Origin of the sequence: Clostridium frigidicarnis, from assembly GCF_900111985.1 — a bacterium.
In the GTDB taxonomy this organism is placed as follows: Bacteria; Bacillota; Clostridia; order Clostridiales; family Clostridiaceae; genus Clostridium_Z; species Clostridium_Z frigidicarnis.
Map to the genome: position 1 here is coordinate 1 of NZ_FOKI01000054.1, position 16,732 is coordinate 16,732.

General features: G+C 28.2%; 19 protein-coding genes, 1 tRNA gene and 2 pseudogenes. 11 read left to right on the forward strand and 11 right to left on the reverse strand.

All coding sequences use genetic code 11. From position 1 onward, the window contains the following. Positions 1–131 precede the first annotated feature (131 nt). From BM119_RS17810 to BM119_RS17820, 3 genes are all read right to left on the reverse strand, one after another. Complete coding sequence (locus BM119_RS17810) at positions 132–449, reverse strand: DUF1540 domain-containing protein (protein WP_090043065.1); 318 nt, start codon at positions 447–449, stop codon at positions 132–134. A gap of 19 nt (positions 450–468) precedes the next feature. Continuing rightward, the gene (locus BM119_RS17815) at positions 469–1,011 is read right to left on the reverse strand and encodes an NADH peroxidase (RefSeq protein WP_090043066.1); all 543 of its coding nucleotides are present in this window, start codon (positions 1,009–1,011) and stop codon (positions 469–471) included. A gap of 137 nt (positions 1,012–1,148) precedes the next feature. After that, positions 1,149–1,997 (reverse strand): DMT family transporter, encoded by an 849-nt coding sequence (locus BM119_RS17820; RefSeq protein ID WP_177199491.1) that lies wholly within the window; start codon positions 1,995–1,997, stop codon positions 1,149–1,151. Positions 1,998–2,263: 266 nt separating this feature from the next. Here BM119_RS17820 and BM119_RS17825 point away from each other — a divergent pair, with 266 nt between their 5' ends. Continuing rightward, positions 2,264–2,920: a hypothetical protein gene (locus BM119_RS17825; protein ID WP_090043068.1), complete on the forward strand. Its 657-nt coding sequence runs from the start codon at positions 2,264–2,266 to the stop codon at positions 2,918–2,920. A gap of 169 nt (positions 2,921–3,089) precedes the next feature. Further along, positions 3,090–3,212 (forward strand): CPC_1213 family protein, encoded by a 123-nt coding sequence (locus tag BM119_RS20470; protein WP_278336805.1) that lies wholly within the window; start codon positions 3,090–3,092, stop codon positions 3,210–3,212. Positions 3,213–3,284: 72 nt separating this feature from the next. Here the strand turns inward: BM119_RS20470 and BM119_RS17830 are convergent, their stop codons facing one another. From BM119_RS17830 to BM119_RS17850, 5 genes are all read right to left on the reverse strand, one after another. After that, positions 3,285–3,938: a hypothetical protein gene (locus BM119_RS17830; protein ID WP_090043069.1), complete on the reverse strand. Its 654-nt coding sequence runs from the start codon at positions 3,936–3,938 to the stop codon at positions 3,285–3,287. A gap of 142 nt (positions 3,939–4,080) precedes the next feature. Next, on the reverse strand, positions 4,081–6,537 hold the full coding sequence (locus BM119_RS17835; RefSeq protein WP_090043070.1) for a glutathionylspermidine synthase family protein: 2,457 nt from the start codon (positions 6,535–6,537) through the stop codon (positions 4,081–4,083). A 24-nt stretch (positions 6,538–6,561) separates the two neighbouring features. Next, the gene (locus BM119_RS17840) at positions 6,562–6,924 is read right to left on the reverse strand and encodes a hypothetical protein (protein WP_090043071.1); all 363 of its coding nucleotides are present in this window, start codon (positions 6,922–6,924) and stop codon (positions 6,562–6,564) included. Between the two features lies 1 nt (position 6,925). After that, the gene (locus BM119_RS17845; protein WP_090043072.1) at positions 6,926–7,558 is read right to left on the reverse strand and encodes a hypothetical protein; all 633 of its coding nucleotides are present in this window, start codon (positions 7,556–7,558) and stop codon (positions 6,926–6,928) included. Between the two features lie 6 nt (positions 7,559–7,564). Beyond that, positions 7,565–7,948, reverse strand: a complete 384-nt coding sequence (locus BM119_RS17850; RefSeq protein ID WP_090043073.1) for a hypothetical protein — start codon at positions 7,946–7,948, stop codon at positions 7,565–7,567. Positions 7,949–8,379: 431 nt separating this feature from the next. Between BM119_RS17850 and BM119_RS17855 the strand changes: the two genes are divergently transcribed. After that, the gene (locus BM119_RS17855) at positions 8,380–8,547 is read left to right on the forward strand and encodes an aspartyl-phosphate phosphatase Spo0E family protein (RefSeq protein ID WP_090043074.1); all 168 of its coding nucleotides are present in this window, start codon (positions 8,380–8,382) and stop codon (positions 8,545–8,547) included. A 48-nt stretch (positions 8,548–8,595) separates the two neighbouring features. Here BM119_RS17855 and BM119_RS17860 read toward each other — a convergent pair whose 3' ends face one another. Beyond that, positions 8,596–9,900 carry a dicarboxylate/amino acid:cation symporter gene (locus BM119_RS17860; protein ID WP_090043075.1) on the reverse strand — a complete coding sequence of 435 codons (1,305 nt, stop codon included), beginning with the start codon at positions 9,898–9,900 and terminating at the stop codon, positions 8,596–8,598. A gap of 365 nt (positions 9,901–10,265) precedes the next feature. On the opposite strand from BM119_RS17860, the gene BM119_RS20310 reads away from it, so the two are divergent. Continuing rightward, complete coding sequence (locus BM119_RS20310; RefSeq protein ID WP_242948462.1) at positions 10,266–10,598, forward strand: hypothetical protein; 333 nt, start codon at positions 10,266–10,268, stop codon at positions 10,596–10,598. A 347-nt stretch (positions 10,599–10,945) separates the two neighbouring features. Here the strand turns inward: BM119_RS20310 and BM119_RS17870 are convergent. Then, positions 10,946–11,032 (reverse strand) — tRNA-Leu (locus BM119_RS17870). 369 nt (positions 11,033–11,401) lie between these two features. On the opposite strand from BM119_RS17870, the gene BM119_RS17875 reads away from it, so the two are divergent. From BM119_RS17875 to BM119_RS17895, 7 genes and pseudogenes are all read left to right on the forward strand, one after another. Continuing rightward, on the forward strand, positions 11,402–12,094 hold the full coding sequence (locus BM119_RS17875) for an iron-sulfur cluster assembly scaffold protein (protein WP_090043076.1): 693 nt from the start codon (positions 11,402–11,404) through the stop codon (positions 12,092–12,094). Positions 12,095–12,117: 23 nt separating this feature from the next. Continuing rightward, complete coding sequence (locus tag BM119_RS17880) at positions 12,118–13,119, forward strand: GGGtGRT protein (protein ID WP_090043077.1); 1,002 nt, start codon at positions 12,118–12,120, stop codon at positions 13,117–13,119. Between the two features lie 106 nt (positions 13,120–13,225). Then, positions 13,226–13,597, forward strand: a complete 372-nt coding sequence (locus tag BM119_RS20315) for a phage integrase SAM-like domain-containing protein (protein ID WP_242948463.1) — start codon at positions 13,226–13,228, stop codon at positions 13,595–13,597. 66 nt (positions 13,598–13,663) lie between these two features. After that, positions 13,664–14,076: pseudogene (locus tag BM119_RS20320) on the forward strand (tyrosine-type recombinase/integrase). A 616-nt stretch (positions 14,077–14,692) separates the two neighbouring features. Beyond that, positions 14,693–15,532 (forward strand): hypothetical protein, encoded by an 840-nt coding sequence (locus tag BM119_RS17890; RefSeq protein ID WP_090043078.1) that lies wholly within the window; start codon positions 14,693–14,695, stop codon positions 15,530–15,532. 125 nt (positions 15,533–15,657) lie between these two features. Further along, a complete protein-coding gene (locus BM119_RS19665) occupies positions 15,658–15,846 on the forward strand; it encodes a hypothetical protein (protein WP_143087353.1) in 189 nt (62 codons plus the stop codon). Beyond that, positions 15,785–16,414, forward strand: coding sequence for an abortive infection family protein (locus BM119_RS17895; protein ID WP_177199490.1), 630 nt, complete (start codon positions 15,785–15,787; stop codon positions 16,412–16,414). Before BM119_RS19665 ends, BM119_RS17895 begins: the two co-directional genes overlap by 62 nt. 184 nt (positions 16,415–16,598) lie before the next feature. Here the strand turns inward: BM119_RS17895 and BM119_RS19670 are convergent. Beyond that, positions 16,599–16,732 (reverse strand): annotated as a pseudogene (locus tag BM119_RS19670) (IS256 family transposase); the annotation flags it as partial.

Sequence of the window (16,732 nt, forward strand, 5' to 3'; positions counted from 1 at the left end):
TTTCTCCATCCCTTAGACCTCCTAATCATCTTAAAACTATTTTACTTTGTTTGAGTAAACATTGTCCATTCTAATTAGGGGGCCTATAGGTCCTTTACTCTAAACTCTCCACTTTCAATTTTCAACTATTTTTACTTAGAAGAAAAGCTAGCACAATTAGTTTCACTATATAATCTTGCACCATTTCCAGCAACCTCAATAGAATTTAGTGCACATAGGCAGTTACTATTATGAGTACAACTTTCAACTTTACATACTAGACAATCACATTGAGAATCACCATTAGTATTATTAGTTAAGCTTCCATAATTTTTTTCATCTAGGAAAGAGCCACAACATGTATCACAACTATTGTTAGAACCTTCTCCACCTATATTTACACGGTTTGAATAACAAACATTTGATTTATTATGGGAACAATTACTAACACCACAGATAATTGAATTCATAATTAATTACCTCCAAATCTTATTTGAAATATCTATCTAATAATCCCTTAAATGCTCTTCCATGTCTTGCTTCATCTTTACACATTTCATGAACAGTGTCATGTATAGCATCTATATTATGTTTTTTAGCTAAACCAGCAAGTTTTTTCTTTCCATCGCAAGCTCCATATTCAGCTTCAACTCTTGCAGATAGGTTAGCTTTTGTATCAGCAACTACAACTTCACCTAAAATTTCTGCAAACTTAGATGCATGAACGGCTTCTTCATAGGCTATTCTAGTGTAAGCTTCGGAAACTTCAGGGTATCCTTCTCTATCGGCTTGACGAGCCATAGCTAAATACATACCAACTTCAGTACACTCTCCAATGAAGTTAGCTCTTAATCCTTCAATAAGTTCAGGATCAATATCTTTAGCAATACCTATATGATGTTCATCAGCCCATTGAAGGTCATCACCTAATTCCTTAAATTTATCAGCACCTACTTTACAAACAGGACAGACCTCTGGTGGAGCATCTCCTTTATGGATATATCCACATACTGTACAAACAAATTTTTTCATACGTTAATGCCTCCTAAATTAATATTAACTTTTGAAACTTCTATATAATAAAAGTATTTGCTATAACAAATAAAAAAATACTAATTAAAAGAAAAAACTCATACCACCTAATTGTGATACGAGTTTTTTTCATGTGTCTAACTTGATTTTTTACCCATAAGTATATTTATTATAGAAATACCTATTATGATTACATATCCAATAATAGATAAATAATCTGGAATTTCACTAAATAACATAAATCCATATAGAGCCGCAAATAAAAGTCCAATATAATCAAACATAGATATCTCTGAAGCAGGAGCATTCTTATATGCAAGTGTTAAAAAAACTTGTCCTAAGGTGAAACATAAACCTGCTCCCAATAGATACAACATATTAATTAGATCTATATTATTGTTTATAAACAAAGATGGAAACATGGTTATGGTTGCAATACCAGTAAAAGAAAGAATTACGGTAAAAAAGTCTTCTTTATTACCTAAAACTCTTATCATTGTATAGGCTAGTCCTGCACATAAAGCTGAAATTACTCCAAATAAAGCCGGGATAATAGATGAAGTAAATTCAGGTTTTATTACAAATAAACTACCTAAGAATCCTATTACTAAAAAAGAAAGTTGTTTTTTTGTGATTTTTTCTTTTAAAAATAAGAAAGAAAAAATTATTGTAAAAAATGGACTAAGTTTTGTAAGTATTGTTGCATCAGCTAAGAGTAATGTTTCCATGGAATAGTAAAGTGTTAAGATTGATAAAGTTCCCATTACTCCTCTTACAATGAGATATTTCCTGTTTTCTTTTTTACCAAAAAAAGATTGTTTTTTTCTGAAAATTATAATACATACTACTAGTGTTGCAACTGCATTAGATACAAATGTCTTTTGATAAGGTGTACAATCAGTAGCTAATTTAGCAAATAAATTCATGGTTGCAAATAAGAAAGAAGCAAGTACTATATATAATATTCCGTTTCTTTTATTCAAAATTCTATCTCCTTTTCAATTAAAGTAATTATTAAGGCAAATTAAAATAAATAGCAAGTCAGCATGATACTATAACGCTGATTTGTTATTTATCTTATATGTCAAATTATACATCATTAGATAATAAAATAAGTCTTTTGCAGAAAACTCAGTATATAAGGTACATTTAAAAAAATTACCTTATAAAAGTTAAATGCAAATTTTTACAGAATAAAATATAAAAAATATGTAAAAAATAATTTTGTGAATTTTTTTAAAGGAGTAAACTTATGAAGAAAAATAAGTATCTATTTAAAATAATTGGTTTTATAACCATAGTTTTTTTCTTAGGAAATACTCAAGTTACACAAGCCTTAATTTTTAAAGAATTGAAAAATAGTAAAGCTATTAATTTCAGAATAGAGGAAAGAAAAATGTGGTCGGACTATTCAAGATATTTAAGAGAATATGTATTAAGCGTAGCAAATGAAACAGAAGATGAATCCTTAATTTTAGAAAAATTGATACAAAATCAAGAAAAAATAGCAGCATCTTTTAAACCTTATTATGGAAATTATAATAGCAATAAACTATCAGAACTTCTAAAAGAACAAATTTATATAACATCAAAAATTTTGCATGAAACTAAAAATAATAACAACAAAGATGTAGAGCAAATCAATAAACTAAAAAATGAAAATTCAGAAAAAATAGCTAGATTTTTATATGGAATAAATGAATTATGGAAAATAGATTTACTTGAAGAAATATTAAATAAGCATTTAAATTTGGTTTGTAATCAAATAAATTCAAGGATAAATGGACAATGGGAAAGGGATATTAAAGCATATGACGATGATTATGATCATATCATAATGTTTTCAGATTTAATTTCAGATGGGATTATAAAAGAATTTCCTAATAAGTTTGGAAAACAATTAATGTAATTACGGATATGGTGAAAAATCTCAACCAAGGCATACTTTCTTTAGCATAATAAAATCTATAAAGTAAACCCTATTTTTAAGATATAAATTTCATAGATAAAATAGTAATCTATAATAAAAAATATTTGTTTGATTATAGAAGGAGAGTGAAAATAATATGCCAAATAAAATGAGAAACAAGAAAAAGGAATGCAATAAACATGTAAATCATAACCCACAAGCTGAAAGTGTAAAAGCCGCATTTGGGGAACCAAAGGCTAAGGAATATAATCCAAAGGATTTTAAAATTTAATAAAATAAGGTATAAGCGTCAGCAAACTATCTGGAAAACAACCAGTAGTGTTGGTGCTTAGACCTCATTTTTTTATTTAAATGAAAAATTATAGAATTTTAAAGTTCCTCTAAAAACAAAGCTAATTTCATTGTCTTTTATTGTAACATCTTTAATATCAAGCTGTTTAATACCTTCAAAGGATAAAATTACATTTCCATTATCTTTATCAAATTGAACTATAGATGTATCTTGAAGGTTGGAGAATATACGGTCTTTAGATATATTTAAGAATCCTACATTTCCTTCTTTATAATGAAATACTCCTTTACCATCTATACTTTCTCCTGTGAAAATCAATTTAGATTCAACAGGAAGACCTTTATATTTAAAATTTATATATAGATTTATAGTATCATTTTCTATTTTTGCTTTTAAACCTGTAACATTTTCCTTGAGTTCTGGTATCTCATTAAATGCTAGTATAAAGAAATCTGTTATTTCATCTTGGTTGAAAGATGCATCTGATTCAACAAAAATCTCTTTTAATGATAAATTAAATTTATCAGGTAAAAATTTTTTTATCATGTAACCTTTATCTATAACAATAGTAGAATTTAATTGTTTCACATCTGTTTTAGGATAGAAAGAACTATAATATGTTATAACTAAAGCTAAAATAATTACAAATAAAAAACCTAGAAATATTAATAGTTTACTTAAACCAGAACGTTTATTGCCTTTCATAAAATCACCTCTCTACATAGATTTATTATAATCAAATAAGAGATAATGTAAACATAATTTATAAAAAACTATTTAAGGCACATTCACAAAAATAATAAGTCAATATGACTCAAAATATACATTACATCTTTGCCTTATTATTTTATTTCACGTGTCTAACATATGTTGAAATAAAAATTGCAGATTCATTAGTTATGAAATCACCCATTCTAGTAAATATCCCACAGGGTTCATCATCTGCTATAAATACACCCATAACAGGAAATTGAAAAAGTTTTTTATAACCTATGGTTGAATATCTATCCATATAGAATGGCAGAGTATTAACCCTGTCTTGAAATATAACATTATCAACATTTTTTCTTATTCCTTCATAACTTAATACAATTCCACCACCTTCTCTAGAAAGATATGGCTTAATAAGACAATCTCTCGAAAGAATATTATTAGGTTCTAAGCAAGTATAAGGAATATGCTTTTCTATAAAATCTTCCTCAACACTATCATAAAAATTCTTACCAATAAGCTCATATATTACAGCAAGAAAAGCTTTTGATTGGGTTATTAAAGTATGGGTTGGGTTTATAACAAAAGTTTTTCTATTTAAAAGATTTATTAAATCTATAAGCTCTTCATCATATGAAATCCAATCTAATGGAAAATGCCTATAAATAGCTTGAAGTTCCGTACCATAAAGATATACTTTATCATTTTCAATTTGTAAATCATATATGTTTCCAACTATAATATTGAAATCTTGAAGTTCACTACAAATATCACTAAGTATAGAGGTGGTAAAAACATCCTCATAGTAGCTTGTTGATAAAAATCCTATGTTCTTAATATTAATATTAGAAGAAAAATCTTTTAAAATCTTGTAAAATACATTTTTAATCTTATCTCTAAGATTGTTATTTGGATCACAATAAGAAATATTAAGTTCTTCCTTAATTATTTTGTTTATACCAATGCTTTCAACTACACCAGCAGGTGTTTCAGAGTTGAATTCTAAAATTTTCAAAACTCCGTTATTATCTAAGGCAAAATCTATTCTACCTAGTGCACAAAGTACATTAGTATGAGAATTAAGAACTAAATCTTTAATATTACTTGGTATTCCTAAAAGTTCATAAAAAACATTGAAATTATCTGATACAAGTTTTGAAGTTTTTCTTAAAATCTTACAAAACATAGAACTACAATAATATAAATCATTATAGAGTTTTTTATCTATGATCATACTATTTAAAGAAATATATTCATTAATATTGGTATATGAACCAGTAAAATTATACTCAAATGAGGATCGTTCAGTTACCTTATCTAAAACAAATTTTCTATTGAGAAATTCATGTTTTTCTAAGGCTAAAGGATAATATTTAATTCCAATAGGACACATCCAAGTTGTATCATTATTAGTTAAAAGGGTATTACTCCATCTAATACAAATACCTTCTAAACTTTTATCTATCAAATAAGCGCCAAAATTACCATAGGCAATTGAAGGTATGTTCATATTATTGTCACTTGGTGCATAGGTGTATTCTTTTTTTATATTAATTAGATCTTGTACTATATAGATTCTATTGCTCTTTAAGGTAGAGATAAGTATATTATTCCATTCTTCATAGTTAAAGAAAGAACCTATATAAACATTATCACTATATCTTCCAAATGAAGGTTTAAGAACATATTTATCTTTATTTTTTAAAACCTCATTATAATTAGATGCTTTAAATATAAAGGTATAGGGAATACACTGTTTTATAATGTTTTTTTCTCGGTTAGAAAGTAGTATAGAATCACTATTTACTAAATCCCAAAGATAAGCAAAAAAACTTTTAGCTTGTATAGCAACTACTCTAGGATCATTAATAATTGATACATTACCTTCATCAAAACATTTAAGGATATCATGGATAGTATCTATCTCTTCAAAATATTCAGTAGGAAATAACCTTAAAATTATATTAATTTTTATATCATTAAAAGCATATACAGAATCATTTTTTACACATAGATTTTGAGGGCCAACTTGGATTATATTAATATTAGAGTTTATAAATAAATGCTTAAAATAATAGGCTAAATAAAGCTCTTCATAATGGCAAGGATCTATTAATACAGCCACATTATAAGATTTTAAATTATCACAAATTTCTGTGAGCTTACTAATAAAAGTTTTTTCAAAGTTTTTATTAATATTATTTTCAAAATCCAATTTTCCACTAAGTGAAATTTCCTTTTGTGCACAAGGTTTATCATAATTAAATTCACTAAAGAAGATTTTATCATTATCTTCTCTAAAAGTATCAAACCGTGTCCAAAACATTGGAGATAAAGGACATTTTAAGTTGAATATATTGTCTTTATAAGAGAAATTATCAATATAGTTTAAAAGATCTTTATGTGATGAAGTTATCTCATCTAAAACCTTTAAACATAATTTATTTATTTCCTCAGAATAGAATAAGATTTCACTATAAAAATTACTATCAATAAAAAATGGAATTTGGCAGTGAACCAAATTCTCATAGGAACTACTTACTATATAATTATTAAATAATCCATCTTCAGTAAAATTTTTTTGATCTTTCATATTACCGTCCTTTTCATATATTAATTAGCTAGAGGAACTTCCTCCTTTAGCACCTGAATAACTAGATTTGCCACCAGAAGAACTATCTGATGAAGTGCCAGATTTACCGCTAGAGGAACCACTATCTATTGATGTATTAGATTTACCATTAGAGGGGTTTCCATCTATAGATGTTTTTGGAGCAAATGAAGATCTATTTCCAAAAAACCACCATCCACCAGAAGAATGAGAACCTCCTTCAGAAGATTCTTCTTCCTCTTCATCTGGATTATTATGATTATTACATGCAGTTAGAGTTAATGGGCTAGAAACTACAAGAGCAGTAGCTACAGCTATGGATAAAGCTTTCTTTTTATTTTCTTTAAGTACGCTTTTAAAGTTTTGCAAACTAAATCACCTCTAATATAAAAGTATTTAAATCTTTATTTATAGTATTCAAATAGTAAGAAATATCTTCCTTAATTTTATTCATTGTAAAGATAACAACCTTTGAATAATTAAGCTCTTTTAAAGTTGAGCTATGGGGTAAATCATCAAGGGTTAATTCATACTGATTATTGAGTCTTACTTTATAAAGATTTTTAGGAAAATCATCATATCTATTATAATCAAGTAATAATACGTAAGCACTTGGACATATTGAATCTAAATTTAATCCGCATTTAATCAAAGATTCTATGGAAGTTTTATTTCCAACCAAACCATAAGGATGAAATAAAAAGTTCAAATTTAGTATAGGTTTAATTTTAAACATGTTGTTTAGAACATACCCAATTTCTAGTCCAATGTCTAAAGGAATATCTAATATTAAAAAAGTAGACGTTAAGTCAATATCTAAAATTTTAGAAATAGTAGATTTATGTTTTTTATATAGGTCTTTATTAATACAAGTATTTATATGAAAATTATCATAGGTTTGAAGAGAAACAAAAGGACCACTTCTTATAAAACATTCAAAAGGACCTGAATTATCTTTCCATTTCCTATAAAGAAACTTAAAATTACAATCTTTTAAATTCATTCACATCTACCTTTCGTAGGTTATAGAAAATATGCTACTGAGAGAAATAATTTGCTTATAACCATCTGTTGTAATAAAACTTATATGCTTATCACTACATTCATCTTCACAAATATATCCTTCTAAAGATTCCTCGGGATTAGAATTAACCCAGGAGTTAAAATTCTCGTATATATTGATTTCTTTGCTATAAGTTAAAAAACCTGAAGGTAATTTGTATACTATTGCAAATATCTTGTCGAAAGATAGTATTTGTCTAAAGGGTTTATGATCGCATAAAGTGTCAATGGATACAATTCCGTTTCTTAAAAAGTTAACTGTGCCATCTAATGTTTCTGAAGGGGTATCATTACACCAATCAGAGTAAGTTATATAAATGTAAATTTCCATGTTGAATCCTTTCTATAAAACAATTTTAATATATTATATTAAACTTAAACATAATATATTAATTTGTAAAAATATATTATTATGGAATATTATATAATGAAATGAGAATTTTCACAAAAAATAAACAGAAATTTAAGGTAATATTATTATTTTGTATAAAAAACATTGTATAAATACACACAAACAATAGTAATTAAATTCAAATAACATAAAAGTTCAATTAAAAATTAATTTTATATCTTAGTAAGTAATATGCATTAAACATTATAAGTTATACAAAGTTAGTACTTGTATGATAAATATAAGTTTTAAAAACAATAAAAGTAACAAGTAAGTGTTAAATAAAATATACTAAATTTATATTTTGTTTGTTTTTGAAAATTAAAAATCTTCCCTCTTTTGCTATAGTTGAAAAAGAAAGGAGGGAGATTATGTTGAAAACACAACTTATATTAAAAAAAATAGAAGAAGTTAGAACTTTAATGTATGACTTAATGAGTGAGAAACAAAAGCTTACTGATAAGGAGCTAGTTGAGTTAAGTCAAAAGTTAGACAAGCTACTTAACGAGTATGATGAACTCGTGAATAGTAGAAAGTAAATTTAAATTAAAGGGGCACTCATGTTATGAGCGCCCTGAAAATATATATTATTTAATATCTTCGAAAGGTTCACTGTTAAACCTATCTTTATCAAACTCTTTTTCTAAACTACCAACTATTAACGCTACAACAGATGAACCTGTAACGTTTGTCATGGTTCTTATCATGTCTATAACTATATCTACTCCAAGTACCATACCTAAAGCTTCTACAGGTAATCCAGCAGATGATAAAACCGTTGTAGATGCAATAAATACTGAACCAGGAACACCAGCTAGTCCAATAGATGCTATTGTAGCAGCAAGAATTATAGATATATATTGGCTTATTCCTAAATTCACACCAAAAGCATTTGCCGCGAATATACAAAGAATTCCTTGATATACTCCGCCACATCCATTCATACCCATAGAAGTACCAAGTGGTGCAACAAAGCTAGTTATTTTTTCAGAAACTTTAGTTCTGTTAGTTAAACACTTTATAGTAACAGGTAGTGTACCTAAGCTACTACATGTAGTGAATGAAACTACTTGAGCTGGATATACAGATTTAAAGAATCTAAATGGATTTATTTTAGCTATAACCTTAATCAATATAGAATGAACAATACCTATTTGAAGAATACATCCTATATATACTGCTATGATAAAGCTTATTAAAGGAAGCAAAGTATCTAATCCATTTTGAGAAGATAGACCTGCTATTAATGCAAATACACCATAAGGTGTTAATGATAAGACAAGTTCAGTCATTCTAACCATTATTCTACCAAAAGACTGCATAAATTCACTAAATGATTTAGTGGAATTTTCTCTTCTGCTTTCTTCTATTATAGCTGCTACAGAAACCATTATAGCAAAGAATATAATTGACATCATATTACCATTAGCTAAAGCAGCTATTGGGTTACTAGGTATTATATTCATCACAATATCACTTAGACTAGGAATTTCCTTAAGTTTAAAATCAGTAACAGGAGTAGTTATAAAACCTTGTCCAACATACATAACTTTTGCAACTATCATTCCTACTACAACAGCTATGGCTGTTGTACCTAAATAAAATCCAATTGTTTTAATACCAATAGTTTTTAATTGTTTAACCCCCTCTAACTTCATGAAAGAATTTATTATAGATACAAATACTAAAGGTATTGCTACCATTTTTATTAAACTAATATATACAGAACCAACAGGTTTTAATATAGATGCATTATCTTTGAAGATTAATCCAAATACGAAACCTAATACTAGTGCCACACATACTATTTTTGAAAAGCTTACTTCTTTGTATTTTAAGAACATAAGAAGTACTATTAATATAATCGCTGAAATTATTGAAACATATATCATTGTGTCATCATTGCTAAATATATAAGTTTATTTAACAATTCCTCCTATCAAGTTTTTTTGTAGATTTATAAATCTTTTATCATTACGTATAAAAATCAATTAATGTTTTCCGTTCAAGAACAGTGGTAATTATAACATAAAAAAACAATTAAGGTAGTAAGTTAATGCTTGTATAGAAATTTAAAATAAACAAATAAAAATCTATTTAAATTTTCTATACAAATGTAGAATGGTCACTTATTAGTTATAAATAATAATTATGAGTTGATAAATTTTCTGAATTAGTGTATAATTGAATTTGGAAATAATATTAAAAAAATTTTTAGGAGGTGTTAGAAGACACTAATTTTGAAAAATATGAGAAGTTGATAGGCACATTAAGTAATTTAGAGGTTAGAATATGGTATAACTCTAAAGATAAAAACATTGTTAAGAAAATAGATAGTTCGCTACCTATAAAAGAACAGGCTTTTCAAGCTCATAAATTAAGAAACCAATATAGAATGCAAGCTAGGAAATTAATGAAGGATAGACAGTTAGCAGATTATTTGGATAGTAATCATTCAAACTTACCATTTGAGTATTATGAAAAGAAATATTCAAAAAAAGGATTTGCTGATAAAATTCTTTATAAAAAGATACTAGAAGCTTCAACTAGAACTAATAAAGCTGTAAATAGACAATTAGGAATAAGCTAGCATTCAAATTAAAGAAAAATTATAATAAACATTAGATTAGAATTGACCCAAATTATTAATTGAATAAAATTAAACACCAACACTTGGGTTAATCTAGGTGTTTTTTTATTTTATATATTGTTATTCCACTAATGGAAGTACAGTAGAAGGTAATAATTAAATAGTATAGAAGGAATCTTTATTCATTGGTGTTATGGGTGATAGGCATGTATGGTTATAAAACGATAGGGATTAAATTATATATAAATTAATTTAAAAACAGTATTATTTGATTTTAGTTAGATTTATGTTCTATATTAGAAGACATAAAAAAAGAACTTTGAAAATTAATTCAAAGTTCTTTTTTATGGTGCCGAAGACGGGACTTGAACCCGTACGGGTGTTAGCCCGGCGGATTTTGAGTCCGCTACGTCTGCCAATTCCATCACTCCGGCTTGCTACATTTGTAATTATATCATGGTAATTTAAAAAATTCAAGATAAATTTAAGAAAAATTAGCCAAGCTAAAAGTTTGTACTATAACACTACAAAAAATAAATTTAATATTGTATTATGGTTATAGTTGATTATATGTTATTTTCCTTAAAGTAAAGGTTTAATTAATACATATATTAAAAAAAACGCTGATTTTAATAAAAAATATGAAAAAGATATTGTTACTGTAGGGGATATTTGCTAAAATAAATGGTGTTAGGTTAATTTTTGCCCATATGGGACAAAAAGTATCCCTTGTATGTACATGGGATGATAATTAAAGGTATTTGGTAATAAACCATATAGTTATATAGGGAGGAGAATTAAACATGATTTACAGTACTGAAGTTTCAAACATGTGTTCTATCGCAAAAGGACCAAATCATGGATCAGCACCAATTCCTCAAGAGGGAAAATGGGTACAATCTAAAGAAGTAAAGGATATATCAGGTTTAACTCACGGAGTAGGCTGGTGTGCACCTCAACAAGGAGCCTGTAAGTTAACTCTAAACGTAAAGGATGGAATAATCCAAGAAGCGTTAGTTGAAACTATAGGATGTTCTGGTATGACTCACTCAGCTGCAATGGCATCTGAAATATTACCAGGAAAAACAATATTAGAAGCTTTAAACACAGACTTAGTCTGTGATGCTATAAACACAGCAATGAGAGAGCTTTTCTTACAAATAGTATACGGAAGAACTCAAACTGCATTCTCTGAAGGTGGACTACCTATAGGAGCAGGACTTGAGGACTTAGGAAAGGGTTTAAGAAGCCAAGTTGGTACTATGTACGGAACTTTAGCTAAAGGACCAAGATACTTAGAAATGGCAGAAGGTTACATAACAAAAGTAGCTTTAGATGCTGATGACCAAATAATAGGATATAAATTCGTTCACCTTGGAAAAATGATGGAATTCATAGGCAAGGGAATGGAAGCTAATGAAGCTATGGAAAAAGCAACTGGTCAATACGGAAGATTTGATGAGGCTGTTAAAACTGTAGACCCAAGACATGAATAATTATTTGTAAGGAGGAAGCTAACATGGCATTATTTGAGAGTTTTGAAAGAAGAATAGATCAAATTACACCTGTTTTAGAAAAATATGGAATGGCTTCAATTGAAGAGGCTAGAACTATATGTGAAGAAAAGGGTATAGATGTTTATAATATAGTAAAGAGTACTCAAACAATATGTTTTGAGAACGCTTGTTGGGCTTATATATTAGGAGCTGCAATAGCAATAAAGAAGGATTGTGTAAAGGCTGCAGATGCTGCTGAGGTTATAGGAGAAGGTCTTCAAGCTTTCTGTATACCAGGATCAGTTGCAGATGACAGAAAAGTTGGTATAGGACACGGAAACTTAGGAGCTATGCTTTTAAGAGAAGAAACTAAGTGTTTTGCATTCCTTGCAGGACATGAATCTTTCGCAGCTGCTGAAGGAGCTATAAAAATAGCTGAAAAAGCAAACAAAGTAAGAAAAGAGCCATTAAGAGTTATATTAAGTGGTCTTGGAAAAGATGCTGCAATGATAATATCAAGAATTAATGGATTTACTTATGTTCAAACTAAGTTTGACTACTACACTGGAAATCTTGAAATAGTTAAGGAAACTCCATACTCAAACGGAGCAAGAGCTAAGGTTAAATGTTATGGTTCTGATGATGTTAGAGAAGGTGTTGCTATAATGCATCATGAGGGAGTTGACGTTTCTATAACAGGAAACTCAACAAACCCAACAAGATTCCAACATCCAGTTGCTGGAACATATAAGAAAGAATGTGTTGAGCAAGGTAAGAAGTACTTCTCAGTTGCATCAGGTGGTGGTACTGGAAGAACCCTTCACCCAGATAACATGGCTGCAGGTCCAGCTTCTTATGGTATGACTGATACTATGGGAAGAATGCACTCAGATGCTCAATTTGCAGGTTCTTCATCAGTTCCAGCTCACGTTGAGATGATGGGACTTATAGGAATGGGTAACAACCCAATGGTTGGAGCAACTGTTGCAGTAGCTGTTGCTATAGAAGAGGCAATGAATAAATAGAATATTGCTCTTAGATAAGAAAATTTCAAGTTAATTATATAGTACACGTTATTTTAGAAAATATCTAAATGACGTGTGCTATTTTTTTGCACAGAAAGGAATATATATGAGAAAAAAGTTATCAATGAATAAGAGCAATACAATGACATTTGCTATGGGATTTGAGGAGTACATTGATAATTGTAAAGTAAGAAACTTGAGATCAGCAACAATAAAGCGCTATAAAGAGAGTATTAACACTATATATAAATTTATTGATAGTAGTACGCCACTAGAGGAATTGGCTAAAGACACACTAGATAAGTTTGTAATTAACTGTAAAGAAAATCTTAAGATAAATGATGTAATATTACATACTTATCTTAGAGAACTAAAAACGTTAATGTATTACTTTATGAGATGTGACTATATACCAACATTTAAAATACAGTTAACTAAAGTTAATAAAAAACCAGTTGAGACTTATACAGACGGATAGCTACAGAAACTTCTTAGAAAACATGATACAAGGGTATGCAGTTTTAGTGAATATAAAAATTGGGTATTGATAAATTTTTTATTATCCACAGGAGTAAGACTAAATAGTTTTATAAATGTAAAGATAAAAGACTTAGATTTTGACAATGGGGTTGTTTATATAAATGTTACTAAGAACAGAAAACCTCTTATAATTCCATTAAATAAGATTATTATAAAAATACTATCAGCGAGGCTTTAAGTAAGTATAACTATAGTAGAGGTATTAATAAAACTTGTATTCATAGATACAGATATACATTTGCTAAAAAGTGGATTATATATGGAGTAAGTGTAGTTGCGTTACAAAAGATTTTAGGGCACAGCAATTTGCAGATAACAGAAAACTACATTAATATACTGAGCAGTGATATAAAGAATGATATTGACAAGTTTAATATATTAGAACAATTTAGTAGTAATCATATTAAAATGAAGTAACAAAAAGGATCTACGCAAATAGCTTCTCAAGTAACAATTAAATATTGTTAATAAATCTTTGAGTACCTCACTAGGAGATACATTTACTGCGATTAAATGATATCAAAGGGGGCATATGCAAGGGTTTATTTCCTATGCCGTTGATCAGGAATAGGTTAATAGCTAAGTACTAGAGCTACTATAAATAATTCTAGTAGGTGATGTAAGCCAAATCATAAAATCAGCTATAGTAAAAAAACACTATACCTCTCTTTAGTGGTACTATGTAAGGTGGATGCTACCATACAAAAGTGTGGAAGTTGTTTGGAAAACTAAAGTTTCGGTGGGTACTAGCATATAGACAGCATATAAGATAAACGTTATAAGTAGAAAGTTAGTATTGTCAATGACGGTAAATAGGAGAGATATTAAACGACGACTTAATTGTTTTATACAGCATATAAGTTTGATAATTTATCTATCTATATAGTTACATAATTTTATTTTTGTATCTTTATAGGTAGATAAACTATGGTTACTCAGAACTTATTACATTACCAGCACATTTAGTTGTTTTATGTAAAATTAGGTGATAAAATAAAACTAAAACAATATTATGTAAAAAGGTGGTGTAATTATGAAGTACATAGAAGCTAAGATAATTGATGAAAGTGGTACTAGGATTATGAATATAGAACATATGAATGAAAAACAAGCTGAGAAATTAGAAGGCAAAATGTTTTGTCCTGGAGAAGACTGTAAAGCTCCGTTGTATTTAGCTCATAATCCAAAGGATGGTGGGAAAACGATATTTTTTAAAGCTACTAATGAAAAACATATTGAAGATTGTCAATATAGAAATGAAAATTATAAAGGTAGTATAGGAACAAAAACATCAATTAATGGTGTTTATACAGAAGGACAAATAAATGATTATGTACGCAATTTATATAAGGATTTAAATACACCACAAGGAGAGAAAAAGAAAAAGACATCAAATGGGACAAAGAAAAGAAAAGATACGACTGGAACTGATGAAGAAAAGTATGTTATTAGAGGTGGAAGAATAGTTTCAGGAAAAGATTCTGAAATAGAGGGAAATAAAGGTAGGATGAGTAGAAGATATAGTGAATCAGATAGCGATATTGGTGCACAAATAGGCGTGTATGGAGATATAAAAGAATTCTATTTAGATAATTATGGACAGGCACATATTAGATTTAAGGAAGATAGAAATGCTAATATTGAGGTATTGATTGGACAAGTATATAAAAATTTAAACCCTCAAGAGTTTGGGTGGTTGGATAGGGTCAAAATATATTTTGATAATTTAATTGCTGATAAAAAAACAGTTAGCTTAGTAGCTGGAGGTTTGGTAGTTAAGTATAATGAACAGTTAACCATAGAGTTGCAGGCAAAATATAGTTATAGAATTAATGGACATATAATACTAGATATTGTTAGAGGAAAAATTTGATTTATAGACTTAGGGAGATAAAGTATAATGTCGCTAGTGCACTTTTATTATAAAAAATTTTATTAATAGAATTAATTTTTGGAAAATATAGGATATTAGCTGGTGCAGGAGGGGATTTTTAGATTATGGAATTGAGAAATATAACATACAAAAAATTAGGGAAAATATTATGTGGTGATGAAGGACCAGCCCCATATTTAAGTGGACCTAATTTAATAGAATTTTTTGGAGAGTTAGGATTTGAAGATGTGTATGGGAAAGGTTTTCCGACAAGGTATATATGCCGAGCAGAAAATAAGAGAAATAGTCAGTAATGGTAGAGTTGTTGATTTAATAAATGAATTGTTAGCGCCTATAAAGTATGTTGATTGTGATAAATCTGTTGAAGAAATTTTAAAATATGTAAATAATGTTCTTAATACTGAAGGATATAATATTATACCAAGTTCTATACCAGGAAAATATCAGTTATTAAGCACACAAAACAATACAATAGTTGTTAAAAAAGAAGAATTAAAAATACTTTCATCAGAGTTTTTAATAGAGCAGGTAGAAAAATGTAATAAAAAAATAGCAGAAGAAGATTTATATGGAGCAATAACTAATGCTAGAAGTATGGTCGAAGAGGTATTATTAGCGATAGAGGAAGAGTTATGTGGTGTTAGAGGTGAAAATACTGGAGATATGGCTGCATTATATAAGAGAGTAGCAAAATTAATAAATTTTGATGCTGGAAAACAAGGCTTAATAACTCCCTTAAGACAAATACTATCAGGTTTAAACAATATAGTTATTGGTGTAGCAAGTTTAAGAACGAAAGCAAGTGATTCACATGCACCAGAATATAAACCAGAAAAACATCATGCTCGAGAATATGCATAAGTTTGTGTAATTAAATAAAGACGGGCTTTTTTTAATTGGAAATTACTACTGGATTTTATTGTCAGTAGTAATTTTTATTTTTCAAGGCAATACTAATAATGGGTTAGTGTAACTTTTTATATAGTTATTATTTGCAAAAATAGTAATACTATTCATGATTATTAAAAGTTGTACAAGCTTAATTTTAAACTTCAAATCTTCCTTCAAATAAAATACTAAGTTGAGCTAAAGTACTCGCCCAATGTTGAATTGGTGAAGTCCATTTCTTCATTATCTGCTCTGTTGAAAGATACAGTGACTTCCTTAGGGAATCATCTG

What these genes read in the sequence shown, in the direction of transcription:
- BM119_RS17810 (WP_090043065.1), bottom strand. Translation starts at nt 449, where the DNA reads ATGAATTCAATTATCTGTGGTGTTAGTAATTGTTCCCATAATAAATCA.
- BM119_RS17815 (WP_090043066.1), bottom strand. Translation starts at nt 1,011, where the DNA reads ATGAAAAAATTTGTTTGTACAGTATGTGGATATATCCATAAAGGAGAT.
- BM119_RS17825 (WP_090043068.1), top strand. Translation starts at nt 2,264, where the DNA reads ATGAAGAAAAATAAGTATCTATTTAAAATAATTGGTTTTATAACCATA.
- BM119_RS20470 (WP_278336805.1), top strand. Translation starts at nt 3,090, where the DNA reads ATGAGAAACAAGAAAAAGGAATGCAATAAACATGTAAATCATAACCCA.
- BM119_RS17830 (WP_090043069.1), bottom strand. Translation starts at nt 3,938, where the DNA reads ATGAAAGGCAATAAACGTTCTGGTTTAAGTAAACTATTAATATTTCTA.
- BM119_RS17835 (WP_090043070.1), bottom strand. Translation starts at nt 6,537, where the DNA reads ATGAAAGATCAAAAAAATTTTACTGAAGATGGATTATTTAATAATTAT.
- BM119_RS17845 (WP_090043072.1), bottom strand. Translation starts at nt 7,558, where the DNA reads ATGAATTTAAAAGATTGTAATTTTAAGTTTCTTTATAGGAAATGGAAA.
- BM119_RS17850 (WP_090043073.1), bottom strand. Translation starts at nt 7,948, where the DNA reads ATGGAAATTTACATTTATATAACTTACTCTGATTGGTGTAATGATACC.
- BM119_RS17855 (WP_090043074.1), top strand. Translation starts at nt 8,380, where the DNA reads ATGTTGAAAACACAACTTATATTAAAAAAAATAGAAGAAGTTAGAACT.
- BM119_RS17860 (WP_090043075.1), bottom strand. Translation starts at nt 9,900, where the DNA reads ATGATATATGTTTCAATAATTTCAGCGATTATATTAATAGTACTTCTT.
- BM119_RS17875 (WP_090043076.1), top strand. Translation starts at nt 11,402, where the DNA reads ATGATTTACAGTACTGAAGTTTCAAACATGTGTTCTATCGCAAAAGGA.
- BM119_RS17880 (WP_090043077.1), top strand. Translation starts at nt 12,118, where the DNA reads ATGGCATTATTTGAGAGTTTTGAAAGAAGAATAGATCAAATTACACCT.
- BM119_RS20315 (WP_242948463.1), top strand. Translation starts at nt 13,226, where the DNA reads ATGAGAAAAAAGTTATCAATGAATAAGAGCAATACAATGACATTTGCT.
- BM119_RS17890 (WP_090043078.1), top strand. Translation starts at nt 14,693, where the DNA reads ATGAAGTACATAGAAGCTAAGATAATTGATGAAAGTGGTACTAGGATT.
- BM119_RS19665 (WP_143087353.1), top strand. Translation starts at nt 15,658, where the DNA reads ATGGAATTGAGAAATATAACATACAAAAAATTAGGGAAAATATTATGT.
- BM119_RS17895 (WP_177199490.1), top strand. Translation starts at nt 15,785, where the DNA reads ATGGGAAAGGTTTTCCGACAAGGTATATATGCCGAGCAGAAAATAAGA.